The sequence below is a fragment of the uncultured Clostridium sp. genome (assembly GCF_947072515.1).
GTDB lineage: Bacteria > Bacillota > Clostridia > Clostridiales > Clostridiaceae > Clostridium.
On the sequence record NZ_CAMTIG010000022.1, the window covers coordinates 38625 to 58662 of the forward strand.

General features: G+C 27.0%; 15 protein-coding genes and 1 pseudogene. 11 read left to right on the forward strand and 5 right to left on the reverse strand.

All coding sequences use genetic code 11. The features are described from left to right. Nucleotides 1-5 precede the first annotated feature (5 nt). From Q0W06_RS09865 to Q0W06_RS09880, 4 genes and pseudogenes are all read left to right on the forward strand, one after another. Nucleotides 6-1989: pseudogene (locus tag Q0W06_RS09865) on the forward strand (bifunctional 4-hydroxy-3-methylbut-2-enyl diphosphate reductase/30S ribosomal protein S1). A gap of 58 nt (nucleotides 1990-2047) precedes the next feature. Further along, a complete protein-coding gene (locus Q0W06_RS09870) occupies nucleotides 2048-2905 on the forward strand; it encodes a GNAT family N-acetyltransferase (protein ID WP_297634581.1) in 858 nt (285 codons plus the stop codon). Nucleotides 2906-2972: 67 nt separating this feature from the next. Next, nucleotides 2973-4310 carry a tRNA (N6-isopentenyl adenosine(37)-C2)-methylthiotransferase MiaB gene (miaB, locus tag Q0W06_RS09875; RefSeq protein WP_297634584.1) on the forward strand — a complete coding sequence of 446 codons (1338 nt, stop codon included), beginning with the start codon at nucleotides 2973-2975 and terminating at the stop codon, nucleotides 4308-4310. A 57-nt stretch (nucleotides 4311-4367) separates the two neighbouring features. Beyond that, on the forward strand, nucleotides 4368-7613 hold the full coding sequence (locus Q0W06_RS09880) for a DEAD/DEAH box helicase (RefSeq protein ID WP_297634586.1): 3246 nt from the start codon (nucleotides 4368-4370) through the stop codon (nucleotides 7611-7613). 35 nt (nucleotides 7614-7648) lie between these two features. Here the strand turns inward: Q0W06_RS09880 and Q0W06_RS09885 are convergent, their stop codons facing one another. Together Q0W06_RS09885 and Q0W06_RS09890 are read right to left on the reverse strand one after the other, a co-directional pair. Then, the gene (locus Q0W06_RS09885; protein ID WP_297634588.1) at nucleotides 7649-8557 is read right to left on the reverse strand and encodes a mechanosensitive ion channel domain-containing protein; all 909 of its coding nucleotides are present in this window, start codon (nucleotides 8555-8557) and stop codon (nucleotides 7649-7651) included. A 98-nt stretch (nucleotides 8558-8655) separates the two neighbouring features. Further along, on the reverse strand, nucleotides 8656-9636 hold the full coding sequence (locus tag Q0W06_RS09890) for a DUF523 and DUF1722 domain-containing protein (RefSeq protein ID WP_297634591.1): 981 nt from the start codon (nucleotides 9634-9636) through the stop codon (nucleotides 8656-8658). 157 nt (nucleotides 9637-9793) lie between these two features. Here Q0W06_RS09890 and Q0W06_RS09895 point away from each other — a divergent pair, with 157 nt between their 5' ends. The 5 genes from Q0W06_RS09895 to cooS all read left to right on the forward strand — a co-directional run bounded on the left by Q0W06_RS09895 (nucleotide 9794) and on the right by cooS (nucleotide 14873). Further along, nucleotides 9794-10060 carry an ACT domain-containing protein gene (locus tag Q0W06_RS09895; protein WP_297634593.1) on the forward strand — a complete coding sequence of 89 codons (267 nt, stop codon included), beginning with the start codon at nucleotides 9794-9796 and terminating at the stop codon, nucleotides 10058-10060. Nucleotides 10061-10079: 19 nt separating this feature from the next. Next, a complete protein-coding gene (locus tag Q0W06_RS09900; protein ID WP_297634595.1) occupies nucleotides 10080-11435 on the forward strand; it encodes a PFL family protein in 1356 nt (451 codons plus the stop codon). A 36-nt stretch (nucleotides 11436-11471) separates the two neighbouring features. Beyond that, on the forward strand, nucleotides 11472-12233 hold the full coding sequence (locus tag Q0W06_RS09905) for an exodeoxyribonuclease III (RefSeq protein WP_297634597.1): 762 nt from the start codon (nucleotides 11472-11474) through the stop codon (nucleotides 12231-12233). A 211-nt stretch (nucleotides 12234-12444) separates the two neighbouring features. Further along, on the forward strand, nucleotides 12445-12876 hold the full coding sequence (locus tag Q0W06_RS09910) for an Rrf2 family transcriptional regulator (protein WP_297634599.1): 432 nt from the start codon (nucleotides 12445-12447) through the stop codon (nucleotides 12874-12876). Nucleotides 12877-12971: 95 nt separating this feature from the next. Further along, on the forward strand, nucleotides 12972-14873 hold the full coding sequence (gene cooS, locus Q0W06_RS09915) for an anaerobic carbon-monoxide dehydrogenase catalytic subunit (protein WP_297634602.1): 1902 nt from the start codon (nucleotides 12972-12974) through the stop codon (nucleotides 14871-14873). A 34-nt stretch (nucleotides 14874-14907) separates the two neighbouring features. On the opposite strand, the gene lexA is transcribed toward cooS, so the two are convergent. Then, on the reverse strand, nucleotides 14908-15519 hold the full coding sequence (gene lexA, locus Q0W06_RS09920) for a transcriptional repressor LexA (RefSeq protein WP_297634604.1): 612 nt from the start codon (nucleotides 15517-15519) through the stop codon (nucleotides 14908-14910). Between the two features lie 184 nt (nucleotides 15520-15703). Here lexA and Q0W06_RS09925 point away from each other — a divergent pair, with 184 nt between their 5' ends. Then, on the forward strand, nucleotides 15704-16177 hold the full coding sequence (locus Q0W06_RS09925; protein WP_297634606.1) for a hypothetical protein: 474 nt from the start codon (nucleotides 15704-15706) through the stop codon (nucleotides 16175-16177). Between the two features lie 105 nt (nucleotides 16178-16282). Further along, nucleotides 16283-16819, forward strand: a complete 537-nt coding sequence (locus tag Q0W06_RS09930; protein WP_297634608.1) for a hypothetical protein — start codon at nucleotides 16283-16285, stop codon at nucleotides 16817-16819. A 38-nt stretch (nucleotides 16820-16857) separates the two neighbouring features. Here Q0W06_RS09930 and Q0W06_RS09935 read toward each other — a convergent pair whose 3' ends face one another. Both Q0W06_RS09935 and Q0W06_RS09940 read right to left on the reverse strand, forming a co-directional pair. Next, on the reverse strand, nucleotides 16858-17856 hold the full coding sequence (locus tag Q0W06_RS09935) for a tyrosine recombinase XerC (protein ID WP_297634611.1): 999 nt from the start codon (nucleotides 17854-17856) through the stop codon (nucleotides 16858-16860). A 359-nt stretch (nucleotides 17857-18215) separates the two neighbouring features. Then, the gene (locus Q0W06_RS09940; protein ID WP_297634613.1) at nucleotides 18216-19766 is read right to left on the reverse strand and encodes a DUF2828 family protein; all 1551 of its coding nucleotides are present in this window, start codon (nucleotides 19764-19766) and stop codon (nucleotides 18216-18218) included. Between the last annotated feature and the right edge of the window lie 272 nt (nucleotides 19767-20038).

Below are 20038 nucleotides of genomic sequence, written 5' to 3' on the forward strand. Positions count from 1 at the left end.
AATAAATGAGAAATGTATTATTAGCTGAAAGCGCTGGATTTTGTTTTGGTGTTAAAAGAGCTGTAGATAAATCAATAGAGATACAACAACAGTATGGTAAAAAAATATATACTTTAGGACCTTTGATTCATAACAATGATGTAGTTGAATATTTAAGAGAAAATAATATTTTTTCAGTAGAGTTAGAAGACATGTCAAATCTTTGCGAAGATGATATTGTCGTTGTAAGATCACATGGGATTCCTGAAAAAACTTTAAATATCTTAAAAGAAAAAGGATTAACAGTTATTGATGCAACATGTCCTTTTGTGACAAATATTCAAAAGAAGGTTAGAAAATATTCAGATAAAGGATATGAAATAGTAATATTAGGAGATGAAAAACATCCAGAAGTAGTAGGAATTAATGGTTGGTGTAGTGATAAAGCTATAATCACTCAAAATGGAGAGTTTAAATCACAAATTCCAAGTAAAGTTTGTGTAGTTTCACAAACTACAGAAAAAGAAGCAAACTGGAAAAAAACTATTTCTAATTTATCATTTAACACAAAGGAATTACTAGCCTTTAATACTATCTGTTCAGCAACAGAAGTAAGACAAAAAAGTGTGCTAGAACTTTCTAAAAAAGTCGATGCAATGATTGTAATTGGCGGAAAGAATAGTTCTAATACAACTAAGTTATATCAAATAGCAAAAGAAAATTGTGAAAATACAATTCATATAGAGAATGCAAAAGAACTACCAATAGATGAATACGTTAAAAATAAAAACTACAAAACTGTTGGAATAACTGCTGGTGCATCTACACCAGATTGGATTATAGATGAAGTTATTCAAATAATGAAAAGTGGAATAAATTAATACTTATGATAAAAACATTTTAACTGTATAAATAAACTTTGGAGGTATAGATATGATTGAGAAGAATATCTTAAATAATGAACAATTGGAATTTATGAATGCTGTTGATAAAGAAGTTAGAATTGGTGATGAAATAGTTGGAAAAATAATATCAATTAATGAAGAGGGAATATTCGTTTCACTAGTTGGTTACATGACAGATGGAATAATTCCAATGAGAGAAATAACAATAAAAGAAGATACTTTAGAAGTATTAAATAGATTAAATGTAGGTGATGCTATTACAGCAAAAGTAATAAAGCTTAAAAATACAGATAATTTAGTTGTATTGTCTCGAATGGAGTATGAAAAAGAAGAAGCTATTGAAATACTGAAACAATATTATAATGATAATGTTAAATTTAAAATCAAAATTGCAGAAGTAAAAGAAAATGGATTAGTTGGATATTATAGCGGGATAAGAATATTTATACCAGCATCTCAAATAGATATACAATTTATTACAGATAGAACTAAGTTTTTAAACACAGAAGTAGAAATTATCTTAATAGAATTTAAATTAGGTAGACCTAATAGAATTATTGGTTCAAGAAGACTGGTAAAGGAAATTGAACTAAAGAATCTAGAAGATAATACTTGGAATACATTAGAAATCGGACAAGTTGTTTCAGGAGAAGTGAGAAGATTTACTAATTTCGGAGCATTTATAAATGTAAATGGTATTGATGGATTAGTTCACGTATCACAAATATCTTGGCTTCATGTAAAACATCCTAAAGATTACTTGAACATAGGTGATGTTATAGATGTAAAAATAATTGACATGAATAGAGAACAAGGAAGATTATCTTTAAGTATTAAACAATTAAGTCCAGAACCATGGTCTGTAATTCAAGATAAATATGGGGAAGATTCGGTTGTATTAGGTAAAGTTGTTAAAATAAATGATTTTGGGGCATTTATAGAATTAGAACCTGGAATTGATGGTTTAGTTCATATTTCTAAAATAAGTCATAATAAAATAAATAGCCCTAGTGATATTCTTAATGTTGGAGATGAAATTAAAGTAAGAATACTTTCAGTTGACAGTAAGAATAAAAGAGTCAGTTTAAGCATAAAAGATGTATAAATTTTGAAGCTGTATCTATTAGATACAGCCTCTTCTATTTTATATTAGTAGGTGAAGTATGATAAAGTTTGAAAAGCTTAAAATAAAAAATATTGCACATGCGAAAAAATTAATAAATAAATGTCACTATGCACAAAAAGAAAATATTATAATTAAATATGCAGCAGGGACATTTTTAGAAAAATATACATTGAGAAGAACTATATATCTTATTAAATACAATAATATATATATAGGAATAGTATGGATAAAAAAAATAAATAAGAATGAACTTGAGATTATAGATATACATGTAGAATCACAATACTTAGAAAAGATAGACTTAAAAAAAGTAAAAGAAAAACTAGTTGTATATGAAGGTATAAATAATCAAACGTTATTAGATATTATGGAGAAAAATTCATTCATACAAATACAGAATGTTAAATTATTAAAAAAAGACATTGTTTTAGATGAAAATATAAATCAGGATTTATGTGAAACTAATATTAACTTTAAACCGTTCTTACAGAATAGAGATGAAGAACTAAGATGTAGTTTGCAAAATGAAATTTTTCATAATGAAGATAGGGTTCCGTTAGAGGAAAGTGATATATTTTTTGATGAACAACAAAGTTACTATATAGATGAACTTTCTATTTTTATTTATTATAATAATTTATCCGTTGGATATGCTCAAATAATAAAAAAGAAGGGTAGATTTTTTTTGGTTAACTTTGGAATCCTTAAAGAGTTTAGAAAATTAGGACTTGGAGAAAAATTCTTAGCACATATGTGTAATTTAGCTTATAAATATGAAATTAAAGAATTATATATAAATGTAGATGAAAATAATTTATCTGCTATAAACTTATATATGAAAGCTGGATTTATATATGTAAATAATAAGTATGCATGGATTAAGGAGTCTTTATAGTATCTTTATACTTATAATGGATTATGATATAATACACTAGTAAATTTATAAAATGGAGGAATAGCAAATGAATAAAAATAGTTTAAATAAAACATATTTTATAGCTACATATGGATGTCAAATGAATGAAGAAGATTCAGAAAAAATATCTGGAATGTTAAAAAGATTTGGATATTCAAAAACTGAAGAAAGAGATACAGCAGACATTATAATTTTTAACACTTGTTGTGTTAGAGAAAATGCTGAAAATAAAGTTTTTGGTAACTTAGGGGCTGTAAAAAAACTAAAAGAAAAAAATCCAAATTTAATAATTGCCATTTGTGGATGTATGATGCAACAAATTGGTATGGCAGATAAAGTCTTAAAAACTTTCCCATTTGTTGATATTATATTTGGAACACATAATGCATATAAATTCCCAGAATATTTATCAAGAGTTCAAACAGAAGGTGTTCAAATAAAAGAGATCTTAGATAAAGAAACTGATATCGTTGAGGGAATTCCAATAGATAGAGAAAGCAGTGTAAAAGCATTCGTTACAATAATGTATGGTTGTAATAACTTCTGTACGTACTGTGTAGTGCCATATGTTAGAGGAAGAGAAAGAAGCAGAAAATCAGAAGATATCTTAAATGAAATCAAAGATTTAGTGTCAAAAGGTTATAAAGAAATAACTATACTAGGACAAAATGTAAACTCATATGGAAAAGGGCTTGAAGAGGACATTAATTTTGCAAAATTACTTAGAAAGATTAATGAAGTTGATGGATTAGAAAGATTAAGATTTATGACTTCTCATCCAAAAGACTTAACAGAAGAAGTTATATACGCCATAAGAGATTGTAGTAAAATCTGTGAACAAATTCACTTACCAGTTCAAAGTGGTTCAGATAGATTATTAAAAGTAATGAATAGACATTATGATAAAGAAAGATATTTATACTTAATTGATCTAATTAAAAAGGAAATTCCAAATGTATCTATTACAACTGATATAATTGTAGGATTCCCTGGAGAAACTGAAGAAGATTTCCAAGATACATTAGATTTAGTAGATAAGGTTAAATATGATTCTGCATTTATGTTTATATATTCTAGAAGAAATCATACACCAGCTGATAAGATGGAAAATCAAATTCCAGATGACGTAAAACATGAAAGATTTAATAGATTAGTGGCTTTAGTAAATAAAAATATTGCTATTAAAAATAAACAATACGAAGGAACTACTTTAGAAGTACTTGTAGAAGGAATCAGTAAAAATGATGAAACTAAATTATCTGGTAGAACAAGAAATGGAAAACTAGTTAATTTAAATGGTGAAAAAGACTGCATAGGTACATTAGTTAATGTTGACATTGTAAGAGCTCAACCATTTTCTTTAGTAGGTAACCAAGTAAAATAATCCAAAGTTAAAGATAGCATTTTGCTATCTTTAATTTTTATAAAGGGAAGAGGCTATATGATAAAAGATAAATTTTTAAATGGATTTTTTAAAAGTACAAAGTCAAAAAATTCTATTTTAATAAAAGAAATTTTAGAAAATGGTTTAATTGAAAACTATGATTATGAAATATTAGATGGAAGAATTATTTCAATCAATGGAACAGTTTTCTCTGACGATCTTTATAGTTCTTATAAAGTGTTTATTGAATTTGATATGCTTAAACTAGAAGTGGTTGAACTAGGATGTACCTGTTTAGATTTTGAGAAGACATCTGTAAAAAAAGTTAATTATCCATGTAAACATATAAGTGCTTTATTTATAGCAGCAATAGAAAGTTTTGAAAATGATAGCACTATAAATAGGATAGTTTCTGATTATAATGATATAAAGAATATACTTAAATTTACTAAGCGTAATTCTCTATTAGATAGGCTGCTAGATAATAAGCCAAAGCCTGTGGTGGCTTTAGATACTTATATTAATAGAAACGTTTGGTCTAAAGAATTAGAGTTAGAATTTAAGATTGGAATACCAAATGGGAAAAAATATCTAATAAAAGATATTCAGCAATTTATTTTAAATTTTAAAGATGGAATCCCTATGCATTATAGCAAAGACTTTATATTTTCAAAGTATGACTATAGTTTTGATAAAGTTGCAAATGAAATTATAGAGTTTATCCAAACTTTATCTAATTTAGATGTGAATTATGGTGGGTTTAAAAAAAGCCAAGAAGGACTTATAAAGAAAAGATATTTAAAAGTTCCAAAGGGGTTAATTAAAAATTTATTTTTGATTATTAAAGGGTCAAATATCTTTTTAAATTCTGGATTTTATTCTAGAGAGATAAAAACAGAGATTTTAGAGTCAGAAATTCCTGTTCCAATAGAATTAACGGAGAATGATGATTCTATTGTATTAAAGTTTGAAAGAGGTCTTCCAGAGCAGTTAGATAATACTGGTACGGTGTTTTTATACGATACCATAATATATATTACTACTGAATCTCAAAGTGAAAAGTTAAAGCTGTTTTATGAGAATATAGATGATAATGAAATTGTTTTTGAAAAGGATGAGAAAGAAAGAATTTTCTTAGAATTAATTCCATTATTAAAAAGAACATCAGATTATCTAATAATTGATGATAAAATATTAGAACAAATTATAATTGCAGAACCTAAATTTAACTTTTATTTTGAACGTGATGATGAAGAGATATATCTTACAGTAAAGGTAAAGTATAAGGAATATGAGTTTAATATCTTTAGAGACTATAATGGGAAATATATTTATAGAGATTTATTAAAGGAAGAGAATATTAAAGAATTTGTTAAAAACTATAAGTTCCATTCATTAGAAACTAATAAATTTGCCTTTATTGGAAATAGTGATGAAATATTTGACTTTTTTAAATTTAATATAGATGATTTCCGTGATAAAGGTGAAATTTTTTATAGCGAAGATTTTAAAGGGATTTTAAATTTAAATAACTCTAAATTTGATATTAATGTAAGTAGAGGTAGAGAAGATTACTTTGAGTTTGAATATGAGGTTTCTAAGATTCCTAAAAATGAATTTTATAATATATTACAAAGCTTTAAGGAAAATAAAAAATACTATAAATTAGATAGTGGTGAATATTTAGATTTAGAGGATATTAAACTTAAGGAACTTTTAAATCTGTTAAATGTATTAGAAGCAGATAAAAAAGAAGAGGATATAAGTTTTACTAAAGAGAAGAGTATTTATATTTATGAAAAACTTAAAAATATTTCAGATGATTATAAAGGAAAGGATATCCTTAAAAATCAAAGTGAAACTATATTAGAGTTTAAATCTAAAGAGATATCACCTCTTATAAAAGCGGATTTACGAAAATATCAAAAAGATGGAGTGAATTGGTTAGAAAATTTATATGATTTAAAACTAGGTGGAATACTAGCAGATGAAATGGGACTTGGAAAGACTCTTCAAGCAATTTCCTTTATTGCAAATAAGTTAAATAAGGAAAGAAAATTTCTAATAGTTGCACCAACTTCATTAATATATAACTGGAAAAGTGAATTTGATAAATTTTTACCTAAGGCTAAAGTTAAGATAAATAATGACTCAAAGAGTAAAAGAAAAATTGTATTAGAAAACTTAGATAAATATGATGTTATCATAACAACGTATACTATGTTAAAGAATGATCTTGAAATGTATGATGATTATGAATTTGATTGTATGTTTATCGATGAAGCTCAGTATATAAAAAATAGTAATGCTGTAATAGCTAAGACTTGTAAGAAAATTAATTCAAAATGTAAGTTTGCTTTAACAGGAACACCTTTTGAAAATAATTTAATAGAATTATGGTCAATATTTGATTATATTCTGCCAGGTTATTTATGGGATAAAATTAGTTTTAACACAAAATTTAATAGAAACTTATTTGAAGAGAAAATTTTAATTACAGAGTTAAAGAAATTGATTTATCCATTTATACTAAGAAGAAAAAAGGCAGATGTTCTTAAGGAACTGCCAGATAAAATTGAAAAAATAATTCCTGTAGAAATGAGTAAAACTCAGAAAAAAGTATACGGAACTTATATTAAATATATTAATGATATTTTAAATAAGGAAGAGTTAGATCCAGAATTTAAAACAGAAAGTATAGAAATTCTTTCTTATATAACTAAGTTAAGACAAATTGCAATACATCCATCATTAGTAAGTGATGCTTATTTAGGGGATAGTGGTAAAACACAAGCATTAAAAGAATTAGTATTAGATTATGTTGAAAATGGGCATAAGATACTTATATTCTCTCAATTTACAAGAGCACTTAAAATTTTAAATGGAATATTAAGTGAAAATGACATTACATCATATTATATTGATGGAGCTGTTAATAGTAAGAAGAGAATCCAATTAGTAAATTCTTTTAATGAAGATGATACAAATGTATTTTTAATTTCGTTGAAAGCTGGAGGAACAGGTTTAAACTTAACAAGTGCGGACGTTGTTATTCATTTAGACCCATGGTGGAATCCAGCTATTGAAAATCAAGCAACAGATAGATCTCATAGAATAGGTCAAAAAAATGTAGTAGAAGTTATTAAGTTAATCTCTATAGGGTCAGTAGAGGAAAAGGTAATAAACTTACAAAAACGAAAAAAAGAACTTTATGATGCATTATTAAATGATGATGAAATAAGTGAAAACACATTTAAGTTAAATAAAAAAGAGATTATCGAAGTTTTAAAATCAACATTATAAAACTATATATTTTTGGATACTAAAAAGAAGAGGCTTTATAAAGCCTCTTCTTTTTTATAATCTAATATCTCTTTAGGTCTTATAGTTTTTGCACTATCTGCATCTTCTGTACCGTCAGAGTTAATACGATCAACGTGAACATCCATTTGTGGAAATGGAATTGAAATATTTTCTTTATCAAATCTAAGTTTTGATTCCTCTAGTAAGTAAAAATGAACTGTCCAATAATCTTCATTTTTAACCCAAGCTCTTACAACAAAGTTTACAGAACTTGCTGCTTGTTCAGATAAAGCTATAAATGGTTCAGGTGTTTTTAATATAAGATTATTTTCATTTATAATTTCTGATAATATCCTTTTAACTTTAATGATATCATCTCCATAACCAACACCAAAAGTTAAATCTACTCTTCTAAGTTCTTTAGTAGAGTAATTAATGATAGTACCATTTACTAAGCTTCCGTTAGGAACCATAATTTCTTTATTATCTCCAGTTATAATATGTGTATAAAAAATACTTATTTGTTCAACAATGCCTGTCCTACTATTTGCCACTTCAATTGTATCCCCTACATTGAATGGTCTAATTAAAAGAATAATAACGCCACCTGCAAAGTTAGATAAACTTCCTTGTAGTGCAAGACCAACAGCAAGTCCAGCAGAAGCGATTATTGCAGCTAGGCTAGTTGTTTCAATCCCTAAGTAAGATATTATTAAAATAACTAATAATATTTTTAATGCAATGTCTGCAAATCCATGAAAAAATGTAGTAAGTGTTGGATCAATATTTTTCTTAGTTAAAATTGAATTAGTCTTTTTTAATACTTTATTTATTACTTTCCATCCAATAAATAAAAATAGTACACTTAATATAATTTTTATTCCACTATGAGTTATCCATGTGGAAACTAACTTTATTAAATGATCAAAATTAAATGAGTGCATAATTATTTTCCTCCTTTGTTTTCATGTTAATTATACTATTTTAATAATATAATTCAATAATAAAAAGCACAAAATGTAAAAAATTGTGCTTTTTATATTTAGTCACGAATAATTCCCTTACCAGAATCAGAAAAATCAAGGAGTTCTTCAGGATACGGAGAGAGAAGTGTTTGATTTAAAAGATAAGTATTATTAAATCGATAGGAATATCCTTTTAATAAATTAATTAATACACATTGTGGGCATTTCCCGTCTCTATAATTATCAATTAGAAAAAAGAAAAAGTTTTTTTCATCTGCTCGTAAAAATTTAGAAAAATAACTATAAGCATGTGTAAATACATTTATCATAGATGTATACTTTATTGGCTTTGAAATTAGTTTAAGTAAATTAACCTCATAGGATTTAAAAATATTCTCTAAGGATTCTTTTTTATGAGATGCAATTAATTGACCTAAGGTACGTGTAATTGTTTGGTTATATCCCATAAAAAGTAGCTTATTCTCTGTATGAAAGTCTAATAGAGCACTTAAGGTAAATTCAGATTTTACATATTCAAAATTAGAAAGTATAAATATTTTAGTTAAAAAATTATCTCGAATTCCAAAGTTATTTAAGCGCCCCTCATCTTCAATTGGAGTTAAAGGAAAGTTCTTTTTCATAAAATCACTATATAAACCAGCAGATCTTTTAACTTTTTGTGCCGTTTTTTCGGGTGACGAATATATGTTCGCATCTGTAATTCCACAACTGGGAGATTTAGTTTTGAAAATAAATCCTTGAGGATTTATTTTTTTTAACTCTGTATAAGAGTTTTGTGTAAATTGAAGCATTCTTTCTGTATAATCAACTAAATCTTTTGGATCAATTAAGCGAATACTCTCATTTTCTTGAACTAATCGTATAGGGTTTCTAGGGGTTTTTAATCCTATGTCTGTTTCAGGACAAACTTCTATTAGTTGAACATATGGCGTTAGCTTAGTTAGAAATTTACTTTTGCAAGGTTCTCCATTATATCTACAAGATACTCCTGTGAGACATTTACTTACTATTATTATGGGTTTTTTATAAATCTTCATTAATAATCCCTCCTTTACAGTATAGTTTTTACAAGGAATTTAAATATATTCTTATCTTATTTAAGAAATTTTTAGTATAATAAAAATAGATGTTAAATTCTATATTTAATTGATATAATAAAATAAAATTAATTTTTAGACATAAGGAGGATATTAAATGAAAGCGATTGTAACTGTAATAGGTAAGGATAAGGTTGGAATAATAGCGGGCATAAGTGCTGAATTACAAGAATTAAACATAAATATTCTAGATGTAAATCAAACAATAATGGGCTCTAATTTTGCAATGATGATGATGGTTAATTTATCAGAAGAGGAAAACTTTGAAGAAATTAAAAATAAACTTACTAAAAAAGGTGCTAGCTTAGATGTGGATGTAAGAATCCAAAGAGAAGATATTTTTAATTCAATGCATACCATATAGAAGATAGGGGAGCGATATTATGAATAGTAACAATATTATTGAAACGATTAAAATGATAGAAACAGAAAAATTAGATATAAGAACTATAACTATGGGAATATCTTTATTAGATTGTATGGATAGTGACATAGATGTATTATGTGATAAAATATATAATAAAATAACTACAACAGCTAAAGATTTAGTTAAAGTAGGAAATGAAATTGAAAGTGAATTTGGAATACCAATAGTTAATAAAAGAGTTTCTGTAACTCCTATATCTATAATAGGTAGTGCTACAAATGAAGAAAGTTATGTAAAAATAGCTAAAACTTTAGATAGAGCTGCCGATGCATTAGGAATAGATTTTCTAGGTGGATTTTCTGCATTAGTTCATAAGGGATATACAAAAGGTGATAAAATCCTTATAAACTCAATACCAGAAGCATTAGCAACGACAAAGAAAGTTTGTGCTTCAGTTAATGTAGGATCAACACGTACTGGATTAAATATGGATGCTATTAAAGATATGGGTGAAATAATAAGAAAAACAGCAGAATTAACAGCTGATAAAAATGGATTTGGTTGTGCAAAACTTGTAGTGTTTACTAATGCAGTCGAGGATAATCCATTTATGGCAGGAGCATTTCATGGAGTTGGAGAAGCAGAAAATATTATAAATATTGGGGTTTCTGGTCCAGGGGTAGTTCAAAGAGCATTAGAAAAAGTTAAAGGTGAACCATTTGATGTAGTAGCAGAAACAATAAAGAAAACTGCATTTAAAATTACTAGAATGGGTCAATTAGTTGGAGTAGAAGCATCTAAAAGATTAAATGTTCCATTTGGAATAGTAGATTTATCTTTAGCACCAACACCAGCTATTGGAGATTCTGTTGCACATATTTTAGAAGAGATGGGATTAGACTCTGTAGGGACTCATGGTACAACAGCAGCTTTAGCATTATTAAATGATGCAGTAAAAAAAGGTGGAGTAATGGCATGTAATCATGTCGGAGGATTAAGTGGAGCTTTCATTCCTGTTTCAGAAGATGCTGGAATGATTGATGCAGTGCTAAATGGAGCATTAAACTTAGAAAAATTAGAAGCTATGACAGCTATATGCTCTGTTGGACTTGATATGATTGCAATTCCAGGAGACACTACCGCAAGTACAATTTCAGCTATGATTGCAGATGAGGCAGCTATTGGAATGATAAATAATAAAACAACAGCTGTTAGAATTATTCCTGCTATTGATTGTAAAGTTGGAGATATGATTGAGTTTGGTGGATTATTAGGTAGAGCACCAGTAATGGAAATAAATAAATATAGTTCAAATGATTTTATAGCTAGAGGTGGAAGAATTCCAGCACCAATTCATTCATTTAAAAATTAAATGGTTTAAAAATTAGAGAAAGAAGTTGATAACAATATGAAGAAGTTTATATCATGGAATGTAAATGGGATTAGAGCGTGTGTAAAAAAAGGATTTGTTGAATATTTTAATTCTGTAGATGCAGATGTATTTGCAATTCAAGAAACTAAATTACAAGAAGGACAAATTGATTTAGAGTTACCAGGATATCATCAGTATTGGAATTATGCAGTGAGAAAAGGATATTCAGGTACTGCTGTATTTACAAAAGAAGAACCACTATCAGTAAGATATGGATTAGGTATAGAAGAACATGATACAGAGGGTAGAGTTATAACAGTAGAATTTAATGGTTATTTCTTTATAACAGTATATACTCCTAATGCAAAAGCAGAACTTGCTAGAATAGATTATAGAATGGTTTGGGAAGATGCATTTAGAGAATATTTAAAAGAACTTGAGAAAATAAAACCAGTTATAGTTTGTGGAGATTTAAATGTTGCTCATAATGAGATAGATTTAAAAAATCCACAAGCAAACAGAAAAAATGCTGGATTTAGTGATCAAGAAAGAGGAAAATTTAATGAGTTTTTAGATGCTGGATTTATTGATACATTCAGATTTAAATATCCTACAAAAGAAGAGGCCTATTCATGGTGGTCATATAGATTTAATGCAAGACAAAGAAATGCTGGATGGAGAATTGATTATTTTATAATATCTAATTCATTAAAAGATAATGTTGTAGATGCAAGTATTCATTCAGATATTTTAGGTTCAGACCATTGTCCTGTAGAATTAATATTTAGTGGTATTTAAAGAACATGATTTTTCATGTTCTTTTTAATAATATAAATAAAAAAAGTTAAAAATGTTATATTTGTTTATATTAAATGAAAATAAAGAGGAAAAAATCAAAAAAACTATTTACAAAAGTAGAATTTTTTAGTAATTTAAAAGTGTACCGTTTTAGTGAAGTTTGTTTGTATTCATTAATAGGTTTTACTTTTATTAAAGGGGGAGCATATAGATGAATATATCACAAGAGAGTGATTATGCAATAAGAGCAATTAGATCCATGTATAAAATTGGAGAAAGCAATAAAGTTGAAGCGAGAGTTATAGCAGAAAGGGAAGAAATTCCTATAAGATTTTTATTTAAGATTTTAAGAAAATTATGTAAGGCTGAAATTATAAGATCTTTTAGAGGTGTTAATGGAGGATATTTAATAAATAAACCATTAGACACAATAACATTAAAAGATATTATAGAAGCTATAGATGGGCCTATAACAATAAATAAATGTACAGAAGATTCACAATCATGTAATTTATGTATTAGAGGATGCTCTCTCTATAAAGAAATGTTAAGTATGGAATCTAAAATAAAAAAAATACTTTCCGAAAAGACTATTAAGCAAATTTTAGAAGAGGATGAAAAAGTAACTTTTATTCATAAATAAATGAGTAAATAAAAAGTATTTTCCGAAAGGGAAGTACTAAAATTAAAACTGGACTTAAAAGGTATACTTTAAATAATGAAAGGTTGGAATAAACGATGTCAAATTGTAGCAAAACTAGCTGCCAAGTAGGCTGTAACACATGTATGTCAGCTGATAAAAAATTAGAAGGATTTATAAAGGAACTCGATGTAGAAACGTCACATCATAGAGTTGAATCACAAAGTATAAAATGTAAGTTCGGATTAGATGGAGTATGTTGTAGATTATGTTCTAATGGACCATGTAGAATAACTCCTAAAGCAAAAAGAGGGATTTGTGGAGCAGATGCAGACACAATAGTTGCAAGAAACTTTTTAAGAGCAGTTGCAGCAGGATCAGGATGTTATATCCATGTAATTGAAACTACAGCTTTAAACTTAAAGAAAATGGCTGAAAACAGAGAAGAACTAAAGGGAATATCTGCATTAGAAAGATTAGCAGAAACTTTAGAAATCTCAGGAGAAGATGAATTTGAAGTAGCTTTAAGAATTGCAGATTCAGTTCTTAAAGATTTATATAAACCAAGATATGATAAAATGGATTTAGTAGAAAAACTTGCATATGCACCAAGATATGAAAGATGGAAAGAACTTGGGATATTACCAGGTGGAGCAAAATCAGAAGTATTTGATGGAGTAGTTAAGAGTTCTACAAACTTAAGCAGTGATCCAATTGATATGTACATGAGTTCTTTAAGACTTGGAATATCAACAGGATTATACGGATTAACTTTAGTTAACTTATTAAATGATATAATGCTTGGAGATCCTGTAATAAGACAAGCATCAGTTGGAATGAAAGTTATAGATGAAGATTATATAAACATAATGACTACTGGACATCAACATTCAGTAATTGCACATCTTCAAGATGCACTTATAAGTGAAGAAGCTACTAAACTTGCAGAGTCTGTTGGAGCAAAAGGATTTAGAATAGTAGGTTGTACTTGTGTTGGACAAGATTTACAAGTAAGAGGAGAGCATTATAATGAAGTCTTCGTAGGTCATGCAGGAAATAACTATACAAGTGAAGCAGTTTTAGCAACTGGAGGTATCGATTTAGTTACTTCAGAATTTAACTGTACTTTACCAGGAATAGAACCAATTGCAGAAAAATTTAATATTAAAATGATTTGTCTTGATAATGTAGCTAAAAAGAAAAATGCTGAATCGGTAGTTTACTCATATGAAGAAAGAGAAGCTATAACTAAAAAGGTTATGGAAGAGGCAGTAGAAAGCTATAAAGTTAGAAGACCAAATATAACTCTTAATATTCCAAAAGATCATGGTCATGATGATGTATTAACAGGATTAAGTGAATATAATTTAAAAGAGTTCTTAGGTGGAAACTGGAAAGCATTAGTTGATTTAATTGCAGAAGGTAAGATAAAAGGAATTGCCTGTATCGTAGGTTGTTCAAATCTTACTGCAAAAGGGCATGATGTATTCACTGTTGAATTAGCAGAAGAATTAATAAAGAAAGATATCTTAATTCTTTCAGCTGGATGTTCATCAGGAGGACTTGAAAATGTTGGATTAATGTCACCTAAAGCAGCAGCAAAAGCTGGAGATAGTTTAAGAGCAGTTTGTGAAGCTTTAAATATTCCTCCAGTATTAAACTTTGGACCATGTTTAGCAATAGGAAGACTTGAAATGATTGCTACTGAATTAGCAGAGTATTTAAAAATAGATATTCCACAATTACCATTAGTTCTATCAGCACCACAATGGTTAGAAGAACAAGCACTAGCAGATGGAGTTTTTGGATTAACTTTAGGATTACCATTACACTTAGCATTACCTCCATTTGTAGGTGGTAGTGAAGTAGCACTAAACTTATTTAGTGAAGGATTAAAAGACATTACAGGTGGTCAATTAATAATTAATGGTGATGTAGAAGATACAGCTAAAACTTTAGAAGAAATTATTTTAAATAGAAGAGAAAATTTAGGATTATAATAAATAAAAGCCCCTCCAAACCGGAGGGACTTTTTTATCTATAGTCTCTAAATATTCCAACTAACTTCCCAAGAACAGTACAATCATCTACGATTATAGGCTCTAAAGAATCATTTTCAGGTTGTAATCTAATATAATCTTTTTCTTTAAAAAAACGTTTAATAGTTGCATCTTCGTTATTTACTAAAGCTACTACTATTTCACCGTTTTGAGCAGAACTTTTTTGTTCAATTATAGCTAAATCACCATCGTGAATACCTACATTTATCATACTATTACCTTTAACTTTTAATATGAATAATTCATTATCATGTTTTACAAAGTCTAAAGGAATAGAAAATGTGTCTTCAATATTTTCAACAGCAAGAATAGGCATACCAGCAGTGATATTTCCTACAATAGGAATTTCTATCATTTCACGTTTTGGTTGCATAAACTCAATAATTTCTAAAGCACGTGGTTTAGTAGGATCTCTTTTAATAAGTCCTTTTTTTTCTAATCTTTTCAGGTGACCATGCACAGTAGAAGTTGATTTTAAGCAAACTGCTTCGCAGATTTCTCTTACTGAAGGTGGATACCCTTTGTTTTCTGTATAGGTTTTTAGAAAGTCATAGATTTGGCCTTGTTTATCTTTTAAATCTACCATCTTACACCTCTCAAATTTAATATTTTTCTTAATTATAGCATATAAAACAAGTAGAATCAAACTTATGTTCCTATTATTTTTCTACAAAAAATAATAAAATTCGATATTAAAAATAATAAAATTTGATACTATGGATTAATTTTGATATAATATAAGTCTAGTTTATATAGAGGTGGTGTAATTAATGAGTAAAGCATTTATTGTTGATGAATATTGTGACTTTTTAGATCCATCAAAAATTTGTGATAACTGTGGGGCTTGTCTAAATTTAAGTAAGACAGATTTACAAGCTATAAAAATAGAAGAAATAGCTAAAAATATTGATGAAAATGAAATAATAGAAGAAGATTTAGAAGACTACAGTTTATTAGAACATTCAAATATTCCTAAGTGGGAAGAACTTGTAATTAAAGCTCAAAAGATAGATCCAAATACAAATAAAAAAGAAATAGAAAATATGTTATTAAATGCATATTCAGAGTTAAATGAAGATTTTGAAGAGCATTTAAAAATACCAGGCTATGAACTTGACGAAAAAGAAAGTTTCATAGATGCATTTGATAAAGAGGTTATCTATTTAGAAGATGTAAATATTTCAGAAGATGATTTAGAAAATGACACAGAAGAGATATTTCCAGGTGTTAGAAAGTTAAAATAGAATAAATAATAGGAATACAGATTATTTAATCTGTATTTTTATTTTGCATAAAATTAGAATTAATAGTAAAAACTATCTTTGAATAATAAACAAGGAGATGTTTTTATGAGAAGAAATATTAAAAAGGCGTGGCTAGGAATCCTTTTATTAATGATTCCTATTAGCTTTATTTCATGTAATGCAACGAAAACTAATGATATTATTAAAAAAAATAGGGATAAAACATCGGTTAGTGAAGATTTAGAACCTAGAGAGAATTCCAAATATTTCTATAATGCAGAAGAAACTGCAATAGATGCTAATTATGTGATAGGTGGGCTAAAGGAAAAAGGATATGATCCTAAAGTTGCTACAGCTACTCCAAAAGTATATGATAAATTATTTTATCCTGCACAAATGGATGTATTAATAAATCGTGGCGAAATCTCTATTTATCAATATAAAGTAAATGAAAAAATGCAAATGACGGCAGATTATAATGCTATGTATAATTATTCTTATTTATTCTCACAAAACGAAGGGAATTGGGTAGCTAATTTTCACTTATATAGAAGTGGGAGAGTGTTTGTTGTATATGATGGGAATGATTCTAATATAATTAAAAGTCTAAATGAAATTATGAGTAAAGAAAAAAATAAATAAATATAAAAATAAATAAAAAAAATAAAAGCATTTTGCTTTTATTTTTTTTCTCCTAAATGGCTTAAAGGATTTCGTTTAACAGCATCCCTTAAAGCTTCATCATCTACGTGAGTATAAATTTGAGTAGTAGAAATACTTTCATGTCCTAAAATACTTTGAAGTGCTCTAATGTCTACATCTCCATGCTTGTACATCAATGTTGCTGCAGTATGTCTCAATTTATGAGGAGTATACTTTTGATCTGTTAATCCGGCGTTACATGTAGATTTTTTTACCATTATCTCAACAGTTCTCTTATTTATTTTTCTACCTCTATTAGATAGGAAAAGAAAATTTGAATCCTCTAAAGAAGATTTTGATGGATCACGAACTATCAAGTAATCAGAAAGGGCAGAGAGGCAAGCTTCATTTAAATAAACAGTTCGCTCTTTATTTCCTTTTCCAATTATAGTTAAAGTATCATCTTTAATCTTATCTAATTCAATATTGCATAATTCGGATAAACGCATTCCGCAATTTAAAAAGAAAGTTATTATACAAAAATCACGAGGATAATTTTTATTTTTCTTATCCAAGGAATTTAAAAGGGTAATACTTTGATTAAGGTTTAAATAAACAGGGTGACGTTTATTTATTTTAGGGGATTCTAACTCTAAAGTAGGGTTATCATCTATAAGTTTTTCTTTATTTTGCAAATACTTAAAAAAAGATTTTAAGGTTGCAACTTTTCTAGCTCTAGCATAAGCACTGTTATTTCTGTATTTTTCTAAAAAACTCATAAAAGCATATAATTCAGAAAGTCTTACAGCTCTAATAAATTTAATATCTACAGAACTGATATCTATTAGGTCAAATTCAATATTTGAAATTTCTTCTCGATATATTTTTAAAAAGCGAAAAAACAAAGTTAAATCTATTTTATAAGCATCTATAGTATTAGGAGATTTTCCTTTAATAGTTTCTAGATAATTTAAGAAATTTAAAATTAACTCTGGTAGCTTTTCTGATTTTTTCAAATCTGTAAAATCATAAATCATAATACAAACTCCTTATTGATATTATTTCTTTAATTTTAACATATAAGTTTGAAATTTTCATGATAAAATACCTCTATAATTAGTTTGACTTTAACTGACTAAAAATAAAAGGAAATTAACCTTATAATAACCAGTACAAGCTAATTAAGAAAAATAAAATTTGAAAAAATATAAACTATACAATCACATTATTATGAGTTTTTTAAAAAATAATTTTCCTTAAAATACGATTAACTATATAAAATGAATTACCTTAAATATCCAATAAATTCTCAAAAGGACATTATTTCGCTAAATTGTTATTTAGCGAAATAATGTTAGTATAAAAAAGAAGAAAAACTTCCTTTTTATACTAATATTTATAATTTATATCTCTCGTCTTCCATTAAATTTGCTAATTCATCTATCAATTCTTCGTAAGTTAACTTCTCTGGATCTGTAAGATATTTATTTTTTATAATATTTTCAAATACTTTTTCGCCACTTCCTTTAATAAGTGTAACATTTCCGTTAGCTAAGGAGAAAATTTGAGGTAAATAATTTTCTTCAATTAGCCAAATCTTTAATTTTGGTATGTTAAAATTGAATTTTTCCCATTTTTCCTTTAGTTTTGTATAAGAAAATGCTATTTCCTCGTGTGCAGAACATTTGTTCGTATCATCTATTTCTCCAAGTTCACTATAATCATGTAAAGTTAAAATTACTCCTTCAGGAAGAATAAAATCTTCATTTGCAGAATTCTTCACTTTTAAAAGTAAAAGAAGGTCAAATAGATTCTGTAGAGATATTTTTTCTGAAATTGAATTAGAAGTTATTTCGTCTATAAGTAGATTTATATTATTTTCAAAATTTGAAATTTTTTTAAGAGCTGGTGTATCTGTACTCTTCATATAATAATTTTTAAAGGTATTTGAATTAAAAGAAAGGTAAGTTAAGGTCAATAGCATTGATTGACTAAAATAAGTATTTTTATTTTTTATATCTTCCTCTTTAAATAAAGTTACTGGAAGCCAATCATTTTTAGAATTTAAATTATACTTTAAATAGATCTCCTCTTTAATAGATTGAAAATTTAATTTTTCAGATTGTATAGTATCTAAAAGATTAAGGTGTTTATATTTTTCAAAATAAATTTCACTGTCTATTTGTGTATTGATAATAGTATTATTTGATAAATTTAAAAATTCTTCAAAACGCTCTTTATCCTTACTTAAAAAAAGGCTTTTATATTTAATTAAATTTTTATTGCTTAATTCTCCATATTTAATTTGTTTAAAATTATTAGTAGTTATTAAAGTCTCTAAGAGGTTAAGCTTTTTTCTTAGCTTACTCAATGTCTTTCTATAGTCAGTTAAGGACAACCCCGTTAACTCTGCTGTTCTTTTGGCTAGCTTTCTAGTTTCTTTACTAGAAGCATTTATAGACTTAAGCCATTTAGCTAAATTAGATGGATTATCACTTTCTAAATCCTCTTCTAATCTACTTTTAAATAAATCTATTACAGTTTCTTCATTCTTAGAATAAAATAATTCATAAAGATCATCATACCTACCGTATATAGGTATATATGAAATATATTTATTAAAATCTTCTGGATATTCCTCCCCTAGAATTTTTAAAATTTTTCTAAACTCTTTCTTTTGACCTAATCCGTACTTATGATCTCTTAAAAAGAAAATTAATTTAAAAAAGCATTCACTGTCCTCTTCTAAACATTCTTTTGCTAAATTAATGTTTATAGGTACTCTATCATAATGAACGCTTAAAATATGTGCGTAAAAAAATATAGCTTTAGGCTTTTCATGAATAAAAGAAAACTCTCCTTCTTCAAGTGATGTTAATTCATCTAAGTCTGTATCATAATCCTCTGAATAATCTATTTTGTCTAAAAATGAATTTAAAATATCCATTAGTCTCTCCTTTATTTTAAACAAGGCACTTAAACCAAAGTTTACGTGCCTTTAAATTTTTACCAAGATGCATAAGAAATTTTTCTTAAAAATAAGCTTAATCATCTTTATGTATTATATATATGAAGAGACTCTACCTAATTATTACTAAGTAAAAAAAGAAGTTAAGAAATTTAGATTTAATCTGTAAAAGGCACATTAGTTATAGAAACTAATATGCCTTTTACATTTTGAAGAACTAAAAGTTTTTCAGTAACTACGAAAAATTTTAC